This is a genomic window from Pseudomonas sp. Tul2A7 (genome assembly GCF_054790505.1).
In genome coordinates this window covers 3,802,652-3,819,866 of the sequence record NZ_CP186499.1, presented here as the reverse complement: position 1 = coordinate 3,819,866, position 17,215 = coordinate 3,802,652, and the positions used below count along the sequence as shown (strand labels likewise).

14 protein-coding genes are annotated in these 17,215 nt (G+C 60.5%); 6 read left to right on the top strand and 8 right to left on the bottom strand.

From position 1 onward, the window contains the following. Positions 1 to 36: 36 nt before the first annotated feature. The 3 genes from ACOYXJ_RS17170 to ACOYXJ_RS17160 all read right to left on the bottom strand — a co-directional run bounded on the left by ACOYXJ_RS17170 (position 37) and on the right by ACOYXJ_RS17160 (position 2,616). Positions 37 to 843, bottom strand: a complete 807-nt coding sequence (locus ACOYXJ_RS17170; protein ID WP_460370627.1) for a DUF4892 domain-containing protein — start codon at positions 841 to 843, stop codon at positions 37 to 39. Positions 844 to 958: 115 nt separating this feature from the next. Next, positions 959 to 1,813, bottom strand: coding sequence for an alpha/beta hydrolase (locus tag ACOYXJ_RS17165; protein WP_150795107.1), 855 nt, complete (start codon positions 1,811 to 1,813; stop codon positions 959 to 961). After that, positions 1,810 to 2,616 carry an alpha/beta fold hydrolase gene (locus ACOYXJ_RS17160; protein ID WP_150795108.1) on the bottom strand — a complete coding sequence of 269 codons (807 nt, stop codon included), beginning with the start codon at positions 2,614 to 2,616 and terminating at the stop codon, positions 1,810 to 1,812. Before ACOYXJ_RS17160 ends, ACOYXJ_RS17165 begins: the two co-directional genes overlap by 4 nt. Positions 2,617 to 2,840: 224 nt before the next feature. On the opposite strand from ACOYXJ_RS17160, the gene ACOYXJ_RS17155 reads away from it, so the two are divergent. Beyond that, positions 2,841 to 5,846, top strand: coding sequence for an RHS repeat domain-containing protein (locus tag ACOYXJ_RS17155; RefSeq protein WP_460370623.1), 3,006 nt, complete (start codon positions 2,841 to 2,843; stop codon positions 5,844 to 5,846). A gap of 33 nt (positions 5,847 to 5,879) precedes the next feature. Here ACOYXJ_RS17155 and ACOYXJ_RS17150 read toward each other — a convergent pair whose 3' ends face one another. The 5 genes from ACOYXJ_RS17150 to ACOYXJ_RS17130 form a co-directional block, all read right to left on the bottom strand. After that, the gene (locus tag ACOYXJ_RS17150) at positions 5,880 to 6,323 is read right to left on the bottom strand and encodes a hotdog fold thioesterase (RefSeq protein WP_042560476.1); all 444 of its coding nucleotides are present in this window, start codon (positions 6,321 to 6,323) and stop codon (positions 5,880 to 5,882) included. Between the two features lie 31 nt (positions 6,324 to 6,354). Further along, positions 6,355 to 8,010: an AMP-binding protein gene (locus ACOYXJ_RS17145; RefSeq protein ID WP_460370621.1), complete on the bottom strand. Its 1,656-nt coding sequence runs from the start codon at positions 8,008 to 8,010 to the stop codon at positions 6,355 to 6,357. Between the two features lie 204 nt (positions 8,011 to 8,214). Beyond that, positions 8,215 to 8,667, bottom strand: a complete 453-nt coding sequence (sixA, locus tag ACOYXJ_RS17140) for a phosphohistidine phosphatase SixA (protein WP_150795111.1) — start codon at positions 8,665 to 8,667, stop codon at positions 8,215 to 8,217. Then, complete coding sequence (locus tag ACOYXJ_RS17135; RefSeq protein WP_008087808.1) at positions 8,664 to 9,011, bottom strand: DUF4389 domain-containing protein; 348 nt, start codon at positions 9,009 to 9,011, stop codon at positions 8,664 to 8,666. The genes sixA and ACOYXJ_RS17135 overlap by 4 nt, the downstream gene beginning before the upstream one ends. A gap of 21 nt (positions 9,012 to 9,032) precedes the next feature. After that, positions 9,033 to 10,058 carry an NAD(P)H-dependent glycerol-3-phosphate dehydrogenase gene (locus ACOYXJ_RS17130; RefSeq protein WP_150731337.1) on the bottom strand — a complete coding sequence of 342 codons (1,026 nt, stop codon included), beginning with the start codon at positions 10,056 to 10,058 and terminating at the stop codon, positions 9,033 to 9,035. Positions 10,059 to 10,254: 196 nt separating this feature from the next. On the opposite strand from ACOYXJ_RS17130, the gene ACOYXJ_RS17125 reads away from it, so the two are divergent. The 5 genes from ACOYXJ_RS17125 to fabB all read left to right on the top strand — a co-directional run bounded on the left by ACOYXJ_RS17125 (position 10,255) and on the right by fabB (position 17,208). Then, a complete protein-coding gene (locus tag ACOYXJ_RS17125) occupies positions 10,255 to 12,378 on the top strand; it encodes a TonB-dependent receptor plug domain-containing protein (RefSeq protein WP_150795112.1) in 2,124 nt (707 codons plus the stop codon). A gap of 1 nt (position 12,379) precedes the next feature. Next, complete coding sequence (locus ACOYXJ_RS17120; protein WP_460370618.1) at positions 12,380 to 13,312, top strand: ABC transporter substrate-binding protein; 933 nt, start codon at positions 12,380 to 12,382, stop codon at positions 13,310 to 13,312. Beyond that, positions 13,309 to 15,213: an ATP-binding protein gene (locus ACOYXJ_RS17115; protein ID WP_460370616.1), complete on the top strand. Its 1,905-nt coding sequence runs from the start codon at positions 13,309 to 13,311 to the stop codon at positions 15,211 to 15,213. The genes ACOYXJ_RS17120 and ACOYXJ_RS17115 overlap by 4 nt, the downstream gene beginning before the upstream one ends. A 247-nt stretch (positions 15,214 to 15,460) precedes the next feature. Beyond that, positions 15,461 to 15,976, top strand: coding sequence for a 3-hydroxyacyl-[acyl-carrier-protein] dehydratase FabA (fabA, locus tag ACOYXJ_RS17110; protein WP_003227150.1), 516 nt, complete (start codon positions 15,461 to 15,463; stop codon positions 15,974 to 15,976). A gap of 11 nt (positions 15,977 to 15,987) precedes the next feature. After that, positions 15,988 to 17,208: a beta-ketoacyl-ACP synthase I gene (gene fabB / locus ACOYXJ_RS17105; protein ID WP_034155815.1), complete on the top strand. Its 1,221-nt coding sequence runs from the start codon at positions 15,988 to 15,990 to the stop codon at positions 17,206 to 17,208. The last annotated feature ends 7 nt before the right edge of the window (positions 17,209 to 17,215 follow it).

Sequence of the window (17,215 nt, the reverse complement as noted above, 5' to 3'; positions counted from 1 at the left end):
TAGGCGAACACGCGATTCGTGCTCGCCTGAAACAGCTTAACGCAACAGATCGATGCGCAGGCCAGAGCCTTCGACACTGCCGGTTTCCATGCGCGCCGCGCGCACGCCCTGATTGATCAGCGCCTGGCGCCAGGCTTCGGCCTTGGGCCCGGACACCGTGACCCGCAACGTCGTGTCGAGGTTCAGGCCACGGGAAATCAGCCGTAGCCAGGTATCATCCGGCTCATTCACGCGATCAGGGAAATCCAGCTCTCCGGTGCTTTTGAGCTGACGCAACAGCGTCGCCGAGGTCGGCAGCAGCTCACCCAACGGTGCCATTGCTTCGAACTGTTCGACATGCAGATAGGCTTTGCGATTGCCGCGAGTAATGCTGTAAAGCGCCACCAGCGTGTTGTCCTGCGGCGGCGCCAGCCTCAACAGCAGATAGGCCTGTTGCTCGTCGGCGCCATACAGTTTGGCGTTACCGAACACTTCGTTGGCCCACAGACTGCTTTCGCCGCAATCTCGCGCCTGACACCAGAACAGCAATTCAGCGTCCTGCTTTTGCAAGGCTTCGCGGGCGGCGGTGAACGCTTCGGTGGCGGAATGTTCGGGTGGCAACTCGTAGGTCACCGAAGTGGTTTGGCCACGTGCGGTGACCTGGCCATCGAAACGCAGCTGGCCGCTGATCTTGCGGATTGAACCCAGCGGATAGATCCGCTCAAGCTCCACGGGCGGGCGATAGTCGACGATTTGCGCGTCGGCCAGACGCGGCACGATCTGCAAGTCCTGACTGCCCGGCACATCGGCGGCGAACGAAACGGTACTGAAACAGCACAGTGCCAACAGACTGAGTGACCGCATAGTCAGCCTCATCGGATCGGCATGACTGGGTAATTCGAGGTCGCAGCGGTGTAGAAATCCATCGTGGTTGTCTCCCATTTCAACCCGCCCAGCCTCGACAGTTGCCCGCAGCAAGTCAAGGAATGGCGAAGAACCGATTGAAACAGTCTGCGACAAGGTCGGCCCCGGCCTCATCGTTCAGGTGCAAATGGTGCCCGCCCGCCAACTGTTCCCGGCTAAAGGGTAGACGCTCCAGCAGCTCGGGATGTTTGGCCAGCATGCCGTCAGCCGCGACCACCAGATGCGCCGGACAATTGACCCGCAACGCAAAAGCCATCGCCTGTTCCTCGGTCAGGCGCAGCGGTGATGGCAGGGTCAAGCGATTGTCGGTGCGCCAGGTGTAGCCGCCGGGCACCGGCATCAGCCCGCGCTGAGCCAACAATTCAGCCGCCTCACGGCTGACTGCGACCAGACCTTTCATGCGCGCCTCGATAGCACGGTCGAGGCTGTTGTAAACCGGTTTGCGCTTCTCGCGCAGATCCAGTTGCGCTTGCAGAGCCATGCCCATGCGCTCGGCGGCGTTTTCGCCTTTGTCTGTAGGAGGAATGACGCCGTCGATCAGCGCCAGATGGCTAATGCGTTCCGGCAACGACCCCGCCAGCACCATCGAGACAATGGCGCCCATCGAATGCCCGAGCAGGCCGAAACGCTTCCAGCCCAATTGCTCGGCAACCTGCAGCACGTCATGGGCATAATCCCACAGCGCATAGCCGGCGCCATTCGGTCGGTGCCCGGAATGCCCGTGCCCGGCCATGTCCAAAGCGATGATGCGCAAGCCTTTGAGCTTGGGCGCCAAACGGGCAAAGCTGTTGGCGTTGTCGAGCCAGCCATGCAGCGCGATCACTGGCAGACCGTCCTCGGGACCGAACAAATGCGCGGCCAGTTCGATATGCGGCAGGCTCAGGCGCACTTCTTCGAAGCTCGGGCTCATGCGCAATCCTTGTGCTGACGGTTTTCCCAACGGGTAAACAGGTTCTTCAACAACCGTGCGGTGTCCTGCGGGCGCTCAAGCGGGAACATGTGCCCGCCGGGCATGCTCAGTGCCTCACCCTGGGCCAGACGCGAAACGAAACGGGTGTGATGGCGCATGACCACACGACTCTTGTGCCCGCGCACCACCGCCAGCGGCACCTGCAATTGCCGGGTGCGGCCAGGACTGGTGTGCGGCACGCCGCGATAGATGCTGATCTCGGTGGCGGGGTCGAAACGCAGGCGCAGTTTGTCGCCGACCTGATGCAAACCGTGTTGCAGGTAGGCATCAAAGCATTCCGGATCGAAACCACGAAACAGTGTCTTGCCAGCAAAATAGCTGCGCGCACTGTCGAGGTCGGCGAACTCTTCCCGCCGGCCCAGGGTGCGGCCCGCCGGGGTCAGTCTGTCGATGAAGCCAAAACGCTTGGCGGCACGGATCACCCACTGATCAGTGCGAGTCAACACGGGTGAATCAAGCATCACCACACCGCGATACAGCTCAGGGCAACGTAGCGCCGCGTGCAGGTGCAACACCCCGCCAAAGGAGTGGCCAACGCCCCACACTGGTTGATCCTGTTGCTGCAAATGGTGGATCAACTCATCGACAAGGTTGTACCAGTTGTCGTCCGCCGGGAAACGCGGGTCATGGGCATGCTGCTCCAGATGCGCAACCCGGTACTCAGGCGCCAGCGCCGCGAACAACTTGCCATAGGTGCCCGAGGGAAATCCGTTGGCGTGGGCGAAAAAGATCGGTTGCGACATGCTGGTAAATCCATGAGCGGGAAACGTGGCGTTGATTGTCCGTAAGACCGCGTCCTGGAGCAATGACCGTAACTGCCAGGAATGGTGGCGATGTTGTTTTATCCATAAGCGCAGATTGCACCAGTCGTCGCAAACTTCGCTCAACTGTAATTTCTGACAGTTGACCGTCCGGCCCCGTTGCCGAATAACTGAGTCCGGTTCACTGGCTACGGAATGTGACATTCATGCACGCTTACACGCCGACCGTTTCTGTGACGGATCCACGCAGGCTGAACATTGCTACGGTGTCCTATTGCCGTGACACACACGCTGCGGTGGTCGAAGCGCGAATCTACCGCCAGCGCTACGACGCTGTCGGTCGTCTGACTGATGTCTGCGATCCCCGCTTGCACGCCCTGCAAGCGCGCGAGCCAAATGCTGCACCGAACATGAAACTGCGTTCCAGCCTCACTGGAGCGCTCCTTGGCAGCGAATGTGTTGACGGGACTAGTCAACTGACCTTGCCAGGGGCAGCCGGTCAACGCCTGATCGACTGGGACGGCCTGCTGACCCAAACGCAGACCCGCTACGACTTGATGCTGCGTCCGGTCAGTGCCATCGAACAGACCTGTGGGGGGAATGCCAGAAACAGCACATTTTTCACTTACGGTGACAGTACGCCAGCGACTGCAGGGCGCAACCAGTGTGGGCGAGTTGTCCGCCATGACGACAGTGCCGGTACTGAATTCTTTCCGCTCTACGCCCTGAGCGGTGTCCCGATCGCGTGTGTTCAACATTTCCTTGACCAACTCGATGAACCTGACTGGCCGGAAACCGAGGCACAGAGGGATCTGTTACATGAAAGCGGTCAGGGCGCAGCAACCTATTTCAGTCTCAACGCATTGGGGGAGGTGGTCAGCCTGCAAGACGCAATGGGCAACCAAAAGCGACTGCAACTGAACATTGCCGGACAACTGAAACAGATCAGTCTGAAAATCGCGGGAGATACGCAAGAGCGGGTATTACTGCTCGACATCCAGTACAACCCCGACAATCAAATCGTGCGCCAGGTGGCCGCCAATGGCGTGGTCAGCCAGCACCGTTACGATCCGCAAAATGGTCGACTCGAGCAAATCAGTGCCGAGACTTCCGGCAGGCCCACGCTGCAAAAACTGGTTTATCGCTATGATCCGGTGGGCAATATCCTCAGCATCCACGACATGGCACAACGCACGCGCTTCTTTCGCAACCAGAAGATCGAACCGCTCAGTACCTTTACTTACGACAGCCTGTACCAATTGATTTCAGCCACTGGCTGGCAACGAAGCAACACGTCGAATGGCCCCGCAGCCCCCGTTTTCACCTCCCCGCCAGACTCCGCGCAACTGGAAAACTACTGTGAGACGTACACGTACGATGCTGCCGGCAATCTCACGATGCTGGTGCACAACGCGGTCAGCCAGAGCTGGACGCAGCGTACGGCGATCTCGCGGTACAGCAATCGGGGACTTGAACAATCCGACGATGGAACGCTACCCGACGAGCCTGAAATCGCCGCCGCATTTGATGCCAATGGCAACCGCAAAACTCTGCAGCCCGGGCAGCTATTGCAGTGGAACGCTGGCAGGCGATTGAGTCAGGTTGATCAAGTCATACGCCAACAGGCTGCGAATGACTGCGAACGCTACGTGTACAACGGTGCCGGCCAGCGCAAGCGCAAGGTTCGTCTCGTATACATGGAGGGCATCGCGCAACGGCATGAAACGCGCTACTTGCCAGAGCTGGAAATACGCGAGTCGCCCGACGAAGCCCGGCAGGTCATTTCAGTGCAGGCGGGACGCTGTGCGGTTGAGGTTCTGCATTGGCCCGGCAAAGGTGTGGCAGCCAATCAATACCACTACAGCTTCAGCAATCATCTGGGCTCGAGCATGCTGGTGTTGGACCATCAGGGAGACACCGTCAGCGAAGAACACTATTTCCCCTACGGTGGTACTTCCTGGTGGGCGGGCCCCGATCAGGTTCAAGCGAGCTACAAGACCCGTCGCTACGCAGGCCAGGAGCGCGATGCCACAGGACTTTATTACTATGGGCAGCGCTTTTACGCACCTTGGTTGATGCGCTGGATCAGTCCCGACCCGGCCGGCATCGCCGATGGTCTGAACCTGTTTTTGATGGTACGCGGCAATCCTGTCAGGTTCGTCGACAGACAGGGACTGGCGGGGGTAGATACCGCCAGGGCAGCGGGCGCGACAGCCGCTCGAGAGTTTTTCAGCGCAGCCGTTGGCTCGGCTGTCCAGGCGGCTTTCGTGGGCTTCTTGCCGGCGGCGAACACGGCGGTGACGATTGGCGGTGCGGTGGCCGGCGCCATTTCGGGCGGCATCAGTGGCTACGCCGGGTCCAACTGGGCGCAAAGTTCAATGTCCATCGACGACCCGGGAAGCTGGGGGCCGCTGGCGGCAAAAATCGGTGGCGCCGCATTGGGTGCGGCGTTGGGTGCCGCGCCTTCCTTGCTCGGCATACTCGATCCAAGAGGCAATACTGCGGCTGCCAATCAGATTGGCGGCGCATTCGGTACGGTGTTTCGTGAGATGTCGGCCCAGTACCTCGCCAATGTCGGCCAAAGCAATCCCTCCATCGGCCGTGTCGACCTGGCCACGGGAGCGGCCAGTGTCGGGGCAGCAGGGTTGGCAGCAGGCGCCACCGGTTTCGCAGGTTCAGTGCTGTTAGGCACGGATGTGACTGGAAACGCTCTGCAGTCGATTCTTTCTGTCTCGGCGGTGACGGCCACCAGCGCTGCCGGCGCCTCTGTTGTAAGAGGGATGCGCGGCACGCCGGCCAGGCCTTCGAGCAACAGCGATCCAACCTTCAACCCCGACAACGCCTTGATAGGCTTCAGCACCCGCCACTTCTTCATGTCTCTAGGGCAAATCGCCAACCTGGCGGTTGCACAAATTCCCGGATACGACGCCCTGGACGTACACACTCGAACAGCGGTGAACCGGGCAGTCGTCAGTGCCGTCGGCGATATACGCTCGACGTTTGTCACAATTGCAACGCCCGGTTTAAGCGCAGAACTGGGCCGAACCTCCTGGGACCTTGAGAGGAATCAAGTCGGCGCCGACATCCGTCGAGAAAGTCCGCCGATTTCGAGCAATGCAGATTTTGACCCCGCCGCCACTGAAGTTTTGCATTTCGTCAGTGAAACGGGGCCGGGACAACGAAAATACTCCCGGTCACAACTGAATTTCTGAGCGCGTTAGCGCGGTTGAGAGCAGCCATCGCCATCAACGTGCCGGCGGCTGCTCACCCAGCGGCACAACCGCCATGGTCAGCCGCGATACACAACTGGCCTTGCCTTCATCGCTGGTCAAACGGATATCCCACACATGAGTGGTGCGACCAATATGAATCGGCTTGGCCACCGCCGTCACCCGGCCACTGCGCAAGCCGCGCAGATGGTTGGCGTTGATCTCAAGCCCTACGCAATAAAACTTGCTGGCATCGATGCACAGGTAACTGGCCATCGAGCCGACGGTTTCCGCCAGCACCACCGACGCACCGCCGTGCAGCAAACCGTACGGCTGGTGGGTGCGATGGTCGATGACCATGCTCGCGGTCAGCGATTCCTCGTCGAACGCTTCGAAGCGGATGTCCAGCACTTCGCCGATGGTGTTCTTCTGGATTGCGTTCAACTGCTCGATGTTCGGAGTGGTTCGCCACAAGCTCATCGCAGACTTCCTTTGTTGTTGTAGTGGTCGCTCAATCCTGCCACAGCACCGCCTCGCTGCGCTCGCTCCATTCTTCGAAACGCGCGCCATAGGTGTCTTCGATGACGTTGCGCTTGATCTTCAGCGTCGGCGTGAGGAAGCCGTTTTCCACCGCCCAACTGTCCTTGACCACCACCAACCGGCGCAGGCGTTCATGCTTGTCGAGCACGGCGTTGACCTCCTCCAGGAGTTTTTCCAGGCTCGAATGCAGACTCGCCCGGCCCTCCTCCTGATTGACGCTCGACAGCACACACAAACCCAGTGGCGCACTCAAACCGTCCCCCACCACGCACACCTGTTCGATGCGGGAATGCACGGCCAGACGATTTTCGATCGGCGCCGGGGCGACGTATTTGCCTTTGCTGGTCTTGAAGATTTCCTTGAGTCGACCGGTCAGGCGCAGGCGCCCGTCAGCATCCTGCTCGCCCTTGTCGCCGGTGCGCAGAAAGCCGTCTGCGGTGAGGGTTTCGGCGGTCTTCTGCGGTTCCTTGAAATAGCCGAGCATGTTCGCCTGACTGCGCACCTGCACCTCGCCCGACTCATCGATACGTACTTCGACATCCGGGCACGGCTTGCCGATCCAGCCCTGCTTGTATTGCCCCGGCAGGCAGATGTGCGAGTAGCCGCAACTCTCGGTCATGCCGTAGACCTCCAGCACATCCAGGCCAAGTTTCTGATACCAGGCGAGCAAGGTCTGCGGCACCGGCGCGGCACCGGACAACGCCACGCGCAAAGCATCCAGCCCCAGGCCTGCCAATACCTTGTGCCCAACGCGCTTGCCAATGAATGGCAGACCGAGAAGAAAATCCAGACGTTTCGCCGGGATCTTGCTGTACACGCCCATCTGGAATTTCGTCCAGATGCGCGGCACGCCGAACATTGCGGTCGGCCGCGCTCGCTGCAAGTCAGTGATAAAGGTTTCCAGGCTCTCGGCGAAGAACACGGTCTGCCCGGTATAGATCGACGCCAGTTCAACGAACATACGCTCGGCGACATGGCACAGCGGCAGGTACGACAGCAGCCGATCGTTCTCGTTAAGTCCGAACAGTTGCGTGCCACGCGTGGTGGCGAAACCGAGATTGGCAAAACTGTGCATCACGCCTTTGGGCAGGCCGGTGGTGCCGGAGGTGTAGATGATCGTTGCCAGTTGTTCGGCGGCTGGACGCGGATCGTCCTGAATCGGTGAGCTGCGCTGCAGGTCGGCCCAACTGAAATCAAAATCCCCGGGCGGGTGCAGTGGCAGGCTGATGGTCGGCAGCTCCGCCGGCACGCCTTTGGACATGTTCGGCCAGTCGTCGAGTTTGCCAATGAAAGCCAGAACGCTTTCCGAGTGATTGAGCACTTGGGCGACGGAGTCGGCGGTGAGGTTGGGATACAGCGGAACGGAAACGTGCCCGGCCATCCAGATCGCCAAGTCGGCGATGATCCAGTGCGCGCAGTTTTTCGAGATCAGGGCGATATGGCTGCCTTGCGGTAACTCGCGGGCGCGCAACCAGTGCGCGGCGCAGCGAGCCTGATGGCCGACGTCGGCCCAGCTCAGCGTCTCGACCTGCCCGCCACCAATGGGCTGCACGAGGAAGCGCTGGCGCGGGTGCCGGGCTTCACGTTCGTAGAATACGTCCAGCGGCAAACGGAAGGCGGCAGACATGCGACTCGCTCCTGTTTTTCGGGTCTGGAGCAAGCGTAGTCAACCAAGCAAGTGCTTGGTTGGAAAATTCAGACAAATCATTTCATGGCTTACGCAGAAACCAATGTGGGAGCGAGCCTGCTCGCGAATGCAGTGTGTCAGACACATAAAGGGTGAATGACACGCCGCTTTCGCGAGCAGGCTCGCTCCCACAAGGGATCAGCGTTACGGATGTTTGAGGCTGTTGAGGGTCATCGAGCCGATGAGCAACTCTGGGCTTTCCAGCTCGGCCAGGCCGGCCGTGCTGACCTTCTCCGGTGGATACCCGGCGCCATGCTGCAAATAACTCAGCAAATTACCCACCAGCGGGTTATGGCTGACCAGCAGCACATTGCTCACCGCCACCAATTGCTCGGCGACCTTGTCCGGATCGGTCTCCGGCGTCAGCCATTCGACCGTGCGAATCTCCGGCTCGAAACCCAGCGCTTCGCGAACAATCTGCGCGGTTTGCTGCGCACGCAGATAAGGGCTGGCGTAGATCGCCGTCAGCGGCTGGCCGATCAAACGCGCGGCGCTGCTCAAGGCTTCTTTGCGACCAACATCGGTCAGTTCCCGTTCGGAGTCGGGGCACGAGCCGTAAGGCACGGCCTCACCGTGACGCAATACCCAGAGTTTCATAGCTTGGGTTCCTCATCCCGGACCGGATGCGGCGCCGGTGCGACGGCGTGCGGCGCTTCACCTTCCGGAGTACGCGGCGTTGGCCAGTCGGCGAACGGCCAGGGTTTCTGGTCGCTGTGGAAGCTGCCGAAGCGGCCGATCTGCGCCAGAAACTGGCTCAGGCTGTCGCCAAAATTCATCAGGCTGGCGCTCGGGGCGCCATAGATCAAACGATAGATCAGTTGCACCAGCACCACCGCGCCGAGGATGAACTGCGCCACTTGCCAGACCAGCACATAGACGATCATCCACAACACCCGCAGGAGGATGGATTCGTACTTGGCTTCGGTTTTCGGATCGTTCATGGCTTGCTACTCCCGGCTCACTCAGTTGAAACCACTGGTGGAAATAAAATCGACGTCGGTTTTCGGCTCCGCTCGCATCAGTAGACCGATCACCTGCTCCAGCGTGCGTCCTTCAAACAGGATCGCATGCAGCCCGGCGACCAGCGGCATGTACACGCCGACTTCCTGAGACTTGGCCTTGAGCACCTTGAGGGTGTTGACGCCTTCGGCGACTTCACCAAGGCGCGACACCGCTTCTTCGAGACTCAAACCCTGGCCGAGGGCGAAGCCGACCTGATAGTTGCGACTCTTCGGCGACGAGCAGGTCACAATCAGATCGCCAACACCGGCCAGACCGAGGAAGGTCATCGGGTTGGCGCCCTGATTCACCGCAAAGCGAGTCATCTCGGCCAGCGCGCGAGTGATCAGCATGCTCTTGGTGTTCTCGCCCATTTCCAGCGCCACCGCCATGCCGGCGATGATCGCGTAGACGTTTTTCAACGCCCCGCCCAGTTCGACACCGAAACGGTCAGCGCTGGCGTAAACGCGGAAGGTGCGACCGTGCAGCGCGGCTTGCACGGCTTTACAGAGTTCTTCGTCTTCGCTGGCGACCACGGTGGCGGTCAGCGCGTGCTCGGCGATCTCGCGCGCCAGGTTTGGCCCGGACAACACGCCGATGCGCGCATTCGGGGCGATCTCTTCGAGAATCTGGCTCATCAGTTTGAAAGTCTGGGCTTCGATGCCCTTGGTCAGGCTGACCAGCATCTTGCCGCTCAACCGCTCGGCGTGGGCGGCGAGCACCGTGCGCAATGCGCTGGACGGCAGTGCGACGAAGCACAAATCACAGGCGTCGAGGGTTTCCTGCAGATCGGTGACGGCGGTCACCCCCGGCAGAATCTTGATGCCTTTGAGGTAACGCGGGTTTTCGCGATTGACCCGGATGGCCTCGGCCTGCTCGGGGTCACGCATCCACTGCCGGACTTGATGGCCGTTCTCGGCCAGTAGATTGGCCACGGCGGTACCAAAACTTCCGCCTCCCAGGACCGCAATCGGGCGCTGTTCAGTCATATGCAATCCGTTAATCCATACCAGTGGCGATGGCGGCATTATACGGGGCGGCCAACGCGCGGCCAGCCCCAGCAACAATTACCGACACTTGTAGGAAGAAGACCAATAAAACCTAGGAAAATGCCTGCAACGTGACTGGAAAAGTCGCTGCCCTCGGTTAACATGCGCGCCAATTCTTCGCTATCAAGGTTGTGTCGTGTCTTTTGGCTCTGCTTCCCCGCGTTCGTCCATCTTACTGGCGCTACTGTTCAGCCCGGTATTAATGGCGGACGACCTGTTCATGGACAACGAAGCACTGCCGCAGGTGCTGACCGCCACGCGCCTGAAACAGACGCCAGCGGAAGTGCCGGGAAGCATGACCGTACTCGACAGCGAACTGATCAACGCCAGCGGTGCCCGCGACATCAGCGAACTGCTGCGCCTGGTGCCGGGGATGATGGTCGGCAACATCAGCGGCAATCAGGCGGCAGTCAATTACCACGGCACCAACGCCAGCGAAGCGCGGCGCATGCAAGTGCTGATCGACGGCCGTTCAGTCTATCGTGCCGGATTGTCCACGGTGGACTGGAGCGATATTCCGGTGGCCATGGAAGACATCGAGCGCATCGAAGTGTTTCGCGGCCCGAACACCGTCAGTTACGGCGCCAACGCGCTGATGGCGGTGGTCAACATCATTACCCGCCACCCGGCGGACAGCCACGGCACGCGGTTGAAGTACACCCGTGGCCAGCGCGGCATCAATGATTTCTATGCCAGCCAGGGCACCGGCTGGAATGGCGGTGATCTGCGCCTGTCGTTGTCTGGTCAGGAAGATGACGGCTTCGACAGCGATCGCAGCGGCGCCGATTACCGCGACAGCCGTCGCTTGAATCGCTTCAGTCTCGCGGTCAGCCACACCCTCAGCGATAACCAGAGCCTCGACTGGCAGGTCAACGCCAAGGACGGGACAAACCAGCGGCCGTACACCTACCGCCCGGTGTTCTCCGGGATTACCGACGCTGGGAACAATTCCGACGTGGTAGCCAAGGATTACGCTGGTTCGGTGCGCTGGAACCTCGACATCAACCCTGAACACAGCCTTTATATACAAGGCTCGGCGCAACACTGGGATCGCCAGCAAACCTGGCGCGCCTGTGATGCCGAGGTGTCATTCAGCCCCGAGCTGACGCAGCTGTGGCAGCTCAACCCGAATTACACCGAACGTCTGGCGCGCAATATCACGCAGTTCACCGGCCCTGGCGCGGCGCCCGGCACGCCGCAGGAAATGGCCTTGGCCAATCAGGTGCTCGATCAGTGGCGCAACGGCGCCAGTCGAACCCTGTGCGGCGACATCGACCAGAGTGCCCGCGAATCGCGCTACGACCTCGAACTGCAGGACACCCTCAGCCTGTCCGACAGTCTGCGTCTGGTCAGCGGCATGAACTATCGTTACGACCGCGCCGACTCCGAGACCTACTTCAATGGCACGCTGGACGACACCACGTGGCGCGCGTTCGGCCAACTGGAATGGCGTGCGACTGAACACTGGCTGTTGCAGGGCGGTGCGATGTTTGAAAACACGCAACTGATCGGCAGTTCGCTGACCCCGCGATTTGCCGTCAATTACCTGATCAACCCGCGCCATGGCCTGCGCGCGGTGTACTCGGAGGCGATCCGCTCGCCGGACATGTTCGAGAACAATGTCAACTGGAGCTATCAGGTCAGCAACCTGCACCCTTCCGCGTACGGCCAGTCTTCGGCACGTTACTTCGTCAAGACCCGCGGTCCGGGCGACCTCGACCAGGAACACATGCGCTCGCGCGAGCTGGGCTACAACGGCTATTTCGCCGAGCTCGGTCTGGCCCTCGACGTGAAGCTGTTCTACGACGAAATCACCGGGATGATCAGCGAGCCGCTGCGCAACAACCAATACATTGCGAGCAACGCCAACAGCTCGCGGTTTCGTGGCACGGAAACCCAGCTCGACTGGCGCGTGAGCCTCGCCGACCGCTTGCGTTTCACCTACGCGTTCGTCGATGCCGAAGCGAGTAATCCGCTGGATCAGCAATTCACCTCGCGTAACAGCGGTTCGGCCGGCTGGCTGCGTGATTGGGGCCATGGCTGGAACAGCGCCCTCTTCTATTACGGTGACAACGCGCTCAATGGCTACCGTTTCGAACGGGTCGACACACGCATCGCCAAACGCATTGCGCTGGGCAAAGCGCAGCTGCAACTGGCCGGCGTGCTGCAACAGCGCCTCGACCATGAGCCGACCACCTTCGTCGACAATAACTACGACGAGCGTCGGGTGATGTATTTCAGCGCCGAGCTGGAGTTCTAGGATGCGCTACGGGCCGTCACGGAAGCTGCCAACCCTTGGCCACTGGCTGGCCGGGTTCTGTCTGTTTCTGACCGCATGGCTGCATGGCGTGGCGGTGCAGGCCGCCGATATTCTGTTGACCGGTGCCGAGGAAAGTCCCGGCGTGCAAGCGTTTGTGCAGGCACTCAGCGAACTGCGCCCGACCGACAACGTGCGTTTCCAGCCGCTGGCCAGTCTGCCGGCACCGGGCAAACTGCCCGCGAGTCTACGGCTGATTCTGCTCGATCTGCCGAGCCTCGACTGGCGTCTGCAAGAATCCCAGGGCCCGGCAACGCTGGTGCTGCGTATCAGCCGCCTGCAAGCCCGCCAGCGTCTCGGCAGCACGCAACCGGCACATCTGAGTTTGCTCTGGAGTGATCCGCCGCTGAGCCGCCAGTTGCAGTTGATCCGGCGCATTCTGCCCCAGGCCCGACGCATCGGCGTGCTGTTTGATGAGCACAGCGAATTCCTCCTCAAGGAACTGAATCTCGCCGCCGCGCCGCTGAATCTGCAAATCGTCAGCGAGCGCTGGGACAACACCCACGACAGCCGCCCTCTGCAAACCGTGCTGAAGAACAGCGACGTGCTGCTGGGGCTCGACGACCCCGATCTGTATAACCCGAAAACCGCAAAAAACCTGCTGCTCAGCAGCTACTCACGGCAAGTCGCACTGGTCGGCCCCAACGTTGCGTTCGTCCGCGCTGGCAGCCTGGCCAGCAGTTACAGCGACCAGAACGACTGGCTGGCAATCCTCGATCAATTGCTCGATCAACCGCCGGCCAATTGGCCGCGGACGCTCTACCCCGCACGTTTTAAAGTCTCAAGTAATGCGCAGGTCGCTCGTTCACTCGGTATCGAACCGCTGAACGACGCATCTGTTGCCAGCGCACTGGCTGAAGGAGAACGCCGCCCATGAGTTTCCGTCGCCGTTGGGACATCAACACCCGCACCCAGCTGATCAGCCTGGGTCCGGCGCTGTTGCTGACCTTGCTGTTGATCAGCTTCTTTACCTTCGTGCGCATTCAGGATTTGCGTCAGGAGCTGAACCACACCGGCCAATTGATCGCCAACCAACTGGCGCCCGCCACCGAATACGGGGTGATTTCCGGCAACAACGAAGTGCTGGAAAGCCTGCTCAAAGCCACACTGGCCACGCCCAACGTGCGTTTTCTTGAGGTGCAGGACAGCGCCAACCGGATTCTGGTGTACGTCGAACAACCCGCCGCTGCGCACAGCCGGCCACATCAGGTCGAGGTGTTCCAGGCACCGGTACGCTTGCAACGCATCGCCCTGCACAATGATTTCTTTCAGGACGGCAAAGTCAGCAATGGTGGGGCCAGTGAAGACTATCTGGGGCGGGTGATCGTCGGTCTGTCCAATGATGCCTTCAGCCAGCGCCAACAGGAGATCCTGCTCAAGGCCGGGATTCTCGCGCTGTTCGCCCTGCTCTTCACCTTCGTTCTGGCGCGGCGCCTGGCCGGCAGCCTGTCGCAACCGATTCGCGATATCGGCGACGCGGTCAAAGCCATTCAGGACGGCGACTATAAAACCCCGCTGCCGATCGTCGATGACACCGAACTGGGCGCGCTGTCGCAGCACATCAACAACCTCGCCCAGGCGCTGGAACAGGCCAGCCGCGAGCAGCACCAAGCCATGGCGCAACTGATCCAGACCCGCGAAGAGGCGGAAAAGGCCAACAACGCCAAGTCCGACTTTCTGGCGATGATGAGCCATGAACTGCGCACGCCCATGAACGGCGTGCTGGGCATGCTGCAATTGCTGGAAACCACCGAGATGACCGAGGAACAGGTCGAATACGCCGCCCTCGCCTCGGAGTCCACCGAACACCTGCTGAAAGTCATCAACGATATTCTCGACTTCTCGCGCATCGAACGTTCGGAGCTGGAACTGGAGCACATCCCGTTCAACCTCGCCGAGCTGATCGGCGCCTGCGCGCAGTCGTTCCAGCACAGCGCGGTGCAGCGAGGGCTGGCGCTGAATCTGCGCATCCCGGACGACATGCGCGGCTTGCAGGTGCAAGGCGATCCGACGCGGATCCGGCAGATTCTGGTCAATCTGGTCGGCAACGCGCTGAAGTTCACCGAACAGGGCCGGGTCAGCATCGAGGCGCAGTGGCAGTCGCTGGATCACGAACTGCTGTGGTTCACCTGCTCGGTGCGCGACAGCGGCATCGGTATTTCTTCTGAAAGTCTGGAGCTGATGTTCAACGCCTTCCAGCAGGCCGACAGTTCGATTTCACGGCGCTACGGCGGCACCGGTCTCGGTCTGCCGATTGCTCGTACATTGGCCGAGCGCATGGGCGGCACCTTGCGCGCGCAGAGCGAGGAAGGACGTGGTTCGGTATTCACCCTGGAAATTCCACTGGCCCTCTATAAGCAGACGCTGCCGCCATTGGCCGCACCACGGGCGCTGAATGGCCAGGGCCAAGGCGAAGGGCGCAATGTCTTGCTGGTCGAAGACAATCCAGTGAACCAGACAGTTATCGAAGCGATGCTGCGCAGTCTGGGCTTTACTGTCAGTGTCGCCACCGATGGCGCACAAGCGGTACGCAGTGCCGAGGGCAGCGACTTTGAAGTGATTCTGATGGATTGCCGGTTGCCGATTATCGATGGCTATGAAGCCACCCGGCAGATCCGTTGCCTGCCCGGACGCAGCGACGTGCCGATCATCGCGCTGACCGCCAACGCGTTGCAGGGTGACCGCGAAACCTGTCTGTCGGCGGGTATGAACGATTATCTGGCGAAGCCGTTCAAACGTAATGATCTGCAGCAGATTCTGCAGCGCTGGGTGTCGTAGTGTGGGCCTTTCGACCATCTGCGACTGGCGTGAAAAGCGAAAGTGCGGCAGTCTTAGGCACCCGAACGAGCCTCAAAAGGGGCTTGAATAAAAATTTCAGTGCACAAGTGTACATTCATGTCCTTGGTGCTGTGACTTTCACCACAACGCAATAGTCTATGAGTAGGCTGCCGGTTCGAGGCATGAACGCTTCGAACGGTCGGGAAGATTTGCCCCACCTGCCGCATGGGATTATTGAGGAGCTCGCATGACCAAACAAAACGCCTTTACTCGGGAAGATCTGCTGCGCTGCAGTCGCGGTGAGCTGTTCGGCCCAGGTAACGCGCAACTGCCCGCCCCGAACATGCTGATGGTCGATCGCATCACCCTGATCAGCGAAGAAGGTGGCAAGTACGGCAAAGGTGAATTGGTCGCCGAACTGGATATCAACCCTGACCTGTGGTTCTTCGCGTGCCACTTCGAAGGTGATCCGGTGATGCCGGGCTGCCTCGGTCTGGATGCCATGTGGCAACTGGTCGGTTTCTTCCTGGGCTGGCAAGGCCTGCCGGGCCGCGGCCGTGCGCTGGGTTCGGGCGAAGTGAAATTCTTCGGTCAGGTGCTGCCGACCGCCAAGAAAGTCACCTACAACATTCATATCAAACGCGTCCTCAAGGGCAAGCTGAACCTGGCCATTGCCGATGGTTCGGTGACTGTCGACGGTCGCGAAATCTACACCGCCGAAGGCCTTCGCGTCGGCGTGTTCACCTCCACTGACAACTTCTAAGGGTTATTCGCATGCGCCGCGTCGTTATCACTGGTCTGGGCATTGTTTCGTGCCTGGGCAATGACAAAGAGACCGTCTCCGCTAACCTGCGTGCAAGCCGCCCTGGCATCCGGTTCAACCCGGAATATGCCGAAATGGGTCTGCGTAGCCAGGTTTCCGGCTCCATCGACCTCAACCTTGAAGAGCTGATCGATCGCAAGATCTATCGCTTCGTCGGCCACGCAGCGGCTTACGCCTACCTGGCCATGAAAGACGCCATTGCTGACTCCGGCCTGACCGAAGAGCAAGTGTCCAACCCGCGTACTGGCCTGGTCGCCGGTTCCGGTGGTGCTTCCACGCTGAACCAGATGGAAGCGCTGGACATCCTGCGCGAGAAAGGCGTGAAGCGCGTTGGCCCATACCGCGTAACGCGGACCATGAGCAGCACCGTTTCCGCTTGCCTGGCCACGCCATTCAAGATCAAGGGCCTGAACTACTCCATCGCTTCTGCCTGCGCCACCAGTGCTCACTGCATCGGTACCGCCATGGAACAGATCCAGATGGGCAAACAGGACATCGTTTTCGCCGGTGGTGGTGAAGAAGAACACTGGAGCCAGTCGTTCCTGTTCGATGCGATGGGCGCGCTGTCCAGCAAGCGTAACGACACCCCGGAACAGGCTTCCCGTGCCTACGACGCTGACCGTGACGGTTTCGTCATCGCTGGCGGTGGCGGCATGGTCGTGGTTGAAGAGCTGGAACACGCTCTGGCCCGTGGCGCGAAAATCTACGCGGAAATCGTTGGCTACGGCGCGACCTCCGACGGCTACGACATGGTTGCCCCGAGTGGCGAAGGCGCGATCCGCTGCATGCAGATGGCGATGTCCACCGTTGATACGCCGATCGACTACCTGAACACCCACGGCACTTCGACTCCGGTCGGCGACGTTGCGGAAATGAAAGGTGTGCGCGAAGTGTTCGGCGACAAGGCACCTGCGATCAGCTCGACCAAGAGCCTGTCCGGTCACTCCCTGGGCGCCGCCGGCGTTCACGAAGCGATCTACTGCATGCTGATGATGGAAGGCAACTTCATTGCCGGTTCCGCCAACATCGACGAGCTGGACCCGGAAGTGGCCGATCTGCCGGTGCTGACCAAGACCCGCGAGAACGCCACCATCAACACCGTGATGAGCAACAGCTTCGGCTTCGGCGGCACCAACGCCACGCTGGTACTGAAGCGCTGGGAAGGCAAGTAATTCCCCC

Coding starts and splice junctions, on each gene's coding strand:
- ACOYXJ_RS17170 (WP_460370627.1), bottom strand. CDS start 843: ATGCGGTCACTCAGTCTGTTGGCACTGTGCTGTTTCAGTACCGTTTCG.
- ACOYXJ_RS17165 (WP_150795107.1), bottom strand. CDS start 1,813: ATGAGCCCGAGCTTCGAAGAAGTGCGCCTGAGCCTGCCGCATATCGAA.
- ACOYXJ_RS17160 (WP_150795108.1), bottom strand. CDS start 2,616: ATGTCGCAACCGATCTTTTTCGCCCACGCCAACGGATTTCCCTCGGGC.
- ACOYXJ_RS17155 (WP_460370623.1), top strand. CDS start 2,841: ATGCACGCTTACACGCCGACCGTTTCTGTGACGGATCCACGCAGGCTG.
- ACOYXJ_RS17150 (WP_042560476.1), bottom strand. CDS start 6,323: ATGAGCTTGTGGCGAACCACTCCGAACATCGAGCAGTTGAACGCAATC.
- ACOYXJ_RS17145 (WP_460370621.1), bottom strand. CDS start 8,010: ATGTCTGCCGCCTTCCGTTTGCCGCTGGACGTATTCTACGAACGTGAA.
- sixA (WP_150795111.1), bottom strand. CDS start 8,667: ATGAAACTCTGGGTATTGCGTCACGGTGAGGCCGTGCCTTACGGCTCG.
- ACOYXJ_RS17135 (WP_008087808.1), bottom strand. CDS start 9,011: ATGAACGATCCGAAAACCGAAGCCAAGTACGAATCCATCCTCCTGCGG.
- ACOYXJ_RS17130 (WP_150731337.1), bottom strand. CDS start 10,058: ATGACTGAACAGCGCCCGATTGCGGTCCTGGGAGGCGGAAGTTTTGGT.
- ACOYXJ_RS17120 (WP_460370618.1), top strand. CDS start 12,380: ATGCGCTACGGGCCGTCACGGAAGCTGCCAACCCTTGGCCACTGGCTG.
- ACOYXJ_RS17115 (WP_460370616.1), top strand. CDS start 13,309: ATGAGTTTCCGTCGCCGTTGGGACATCAACACCCGCACCCAGCTGATC.
- fabA (WP_003227150.1), top strand. CDS start 15,461: ATGACCAAACAAAACGCCTTTACTCGGGAAGATCTGCTGCGCTGCAGT.
- fabB (WP_034155815.1), top strand. CDS start 15,988: ATGCGCCGCGTCGTTATCACTGGTCTGGGCATTGTTTCGTGCCTGGGC.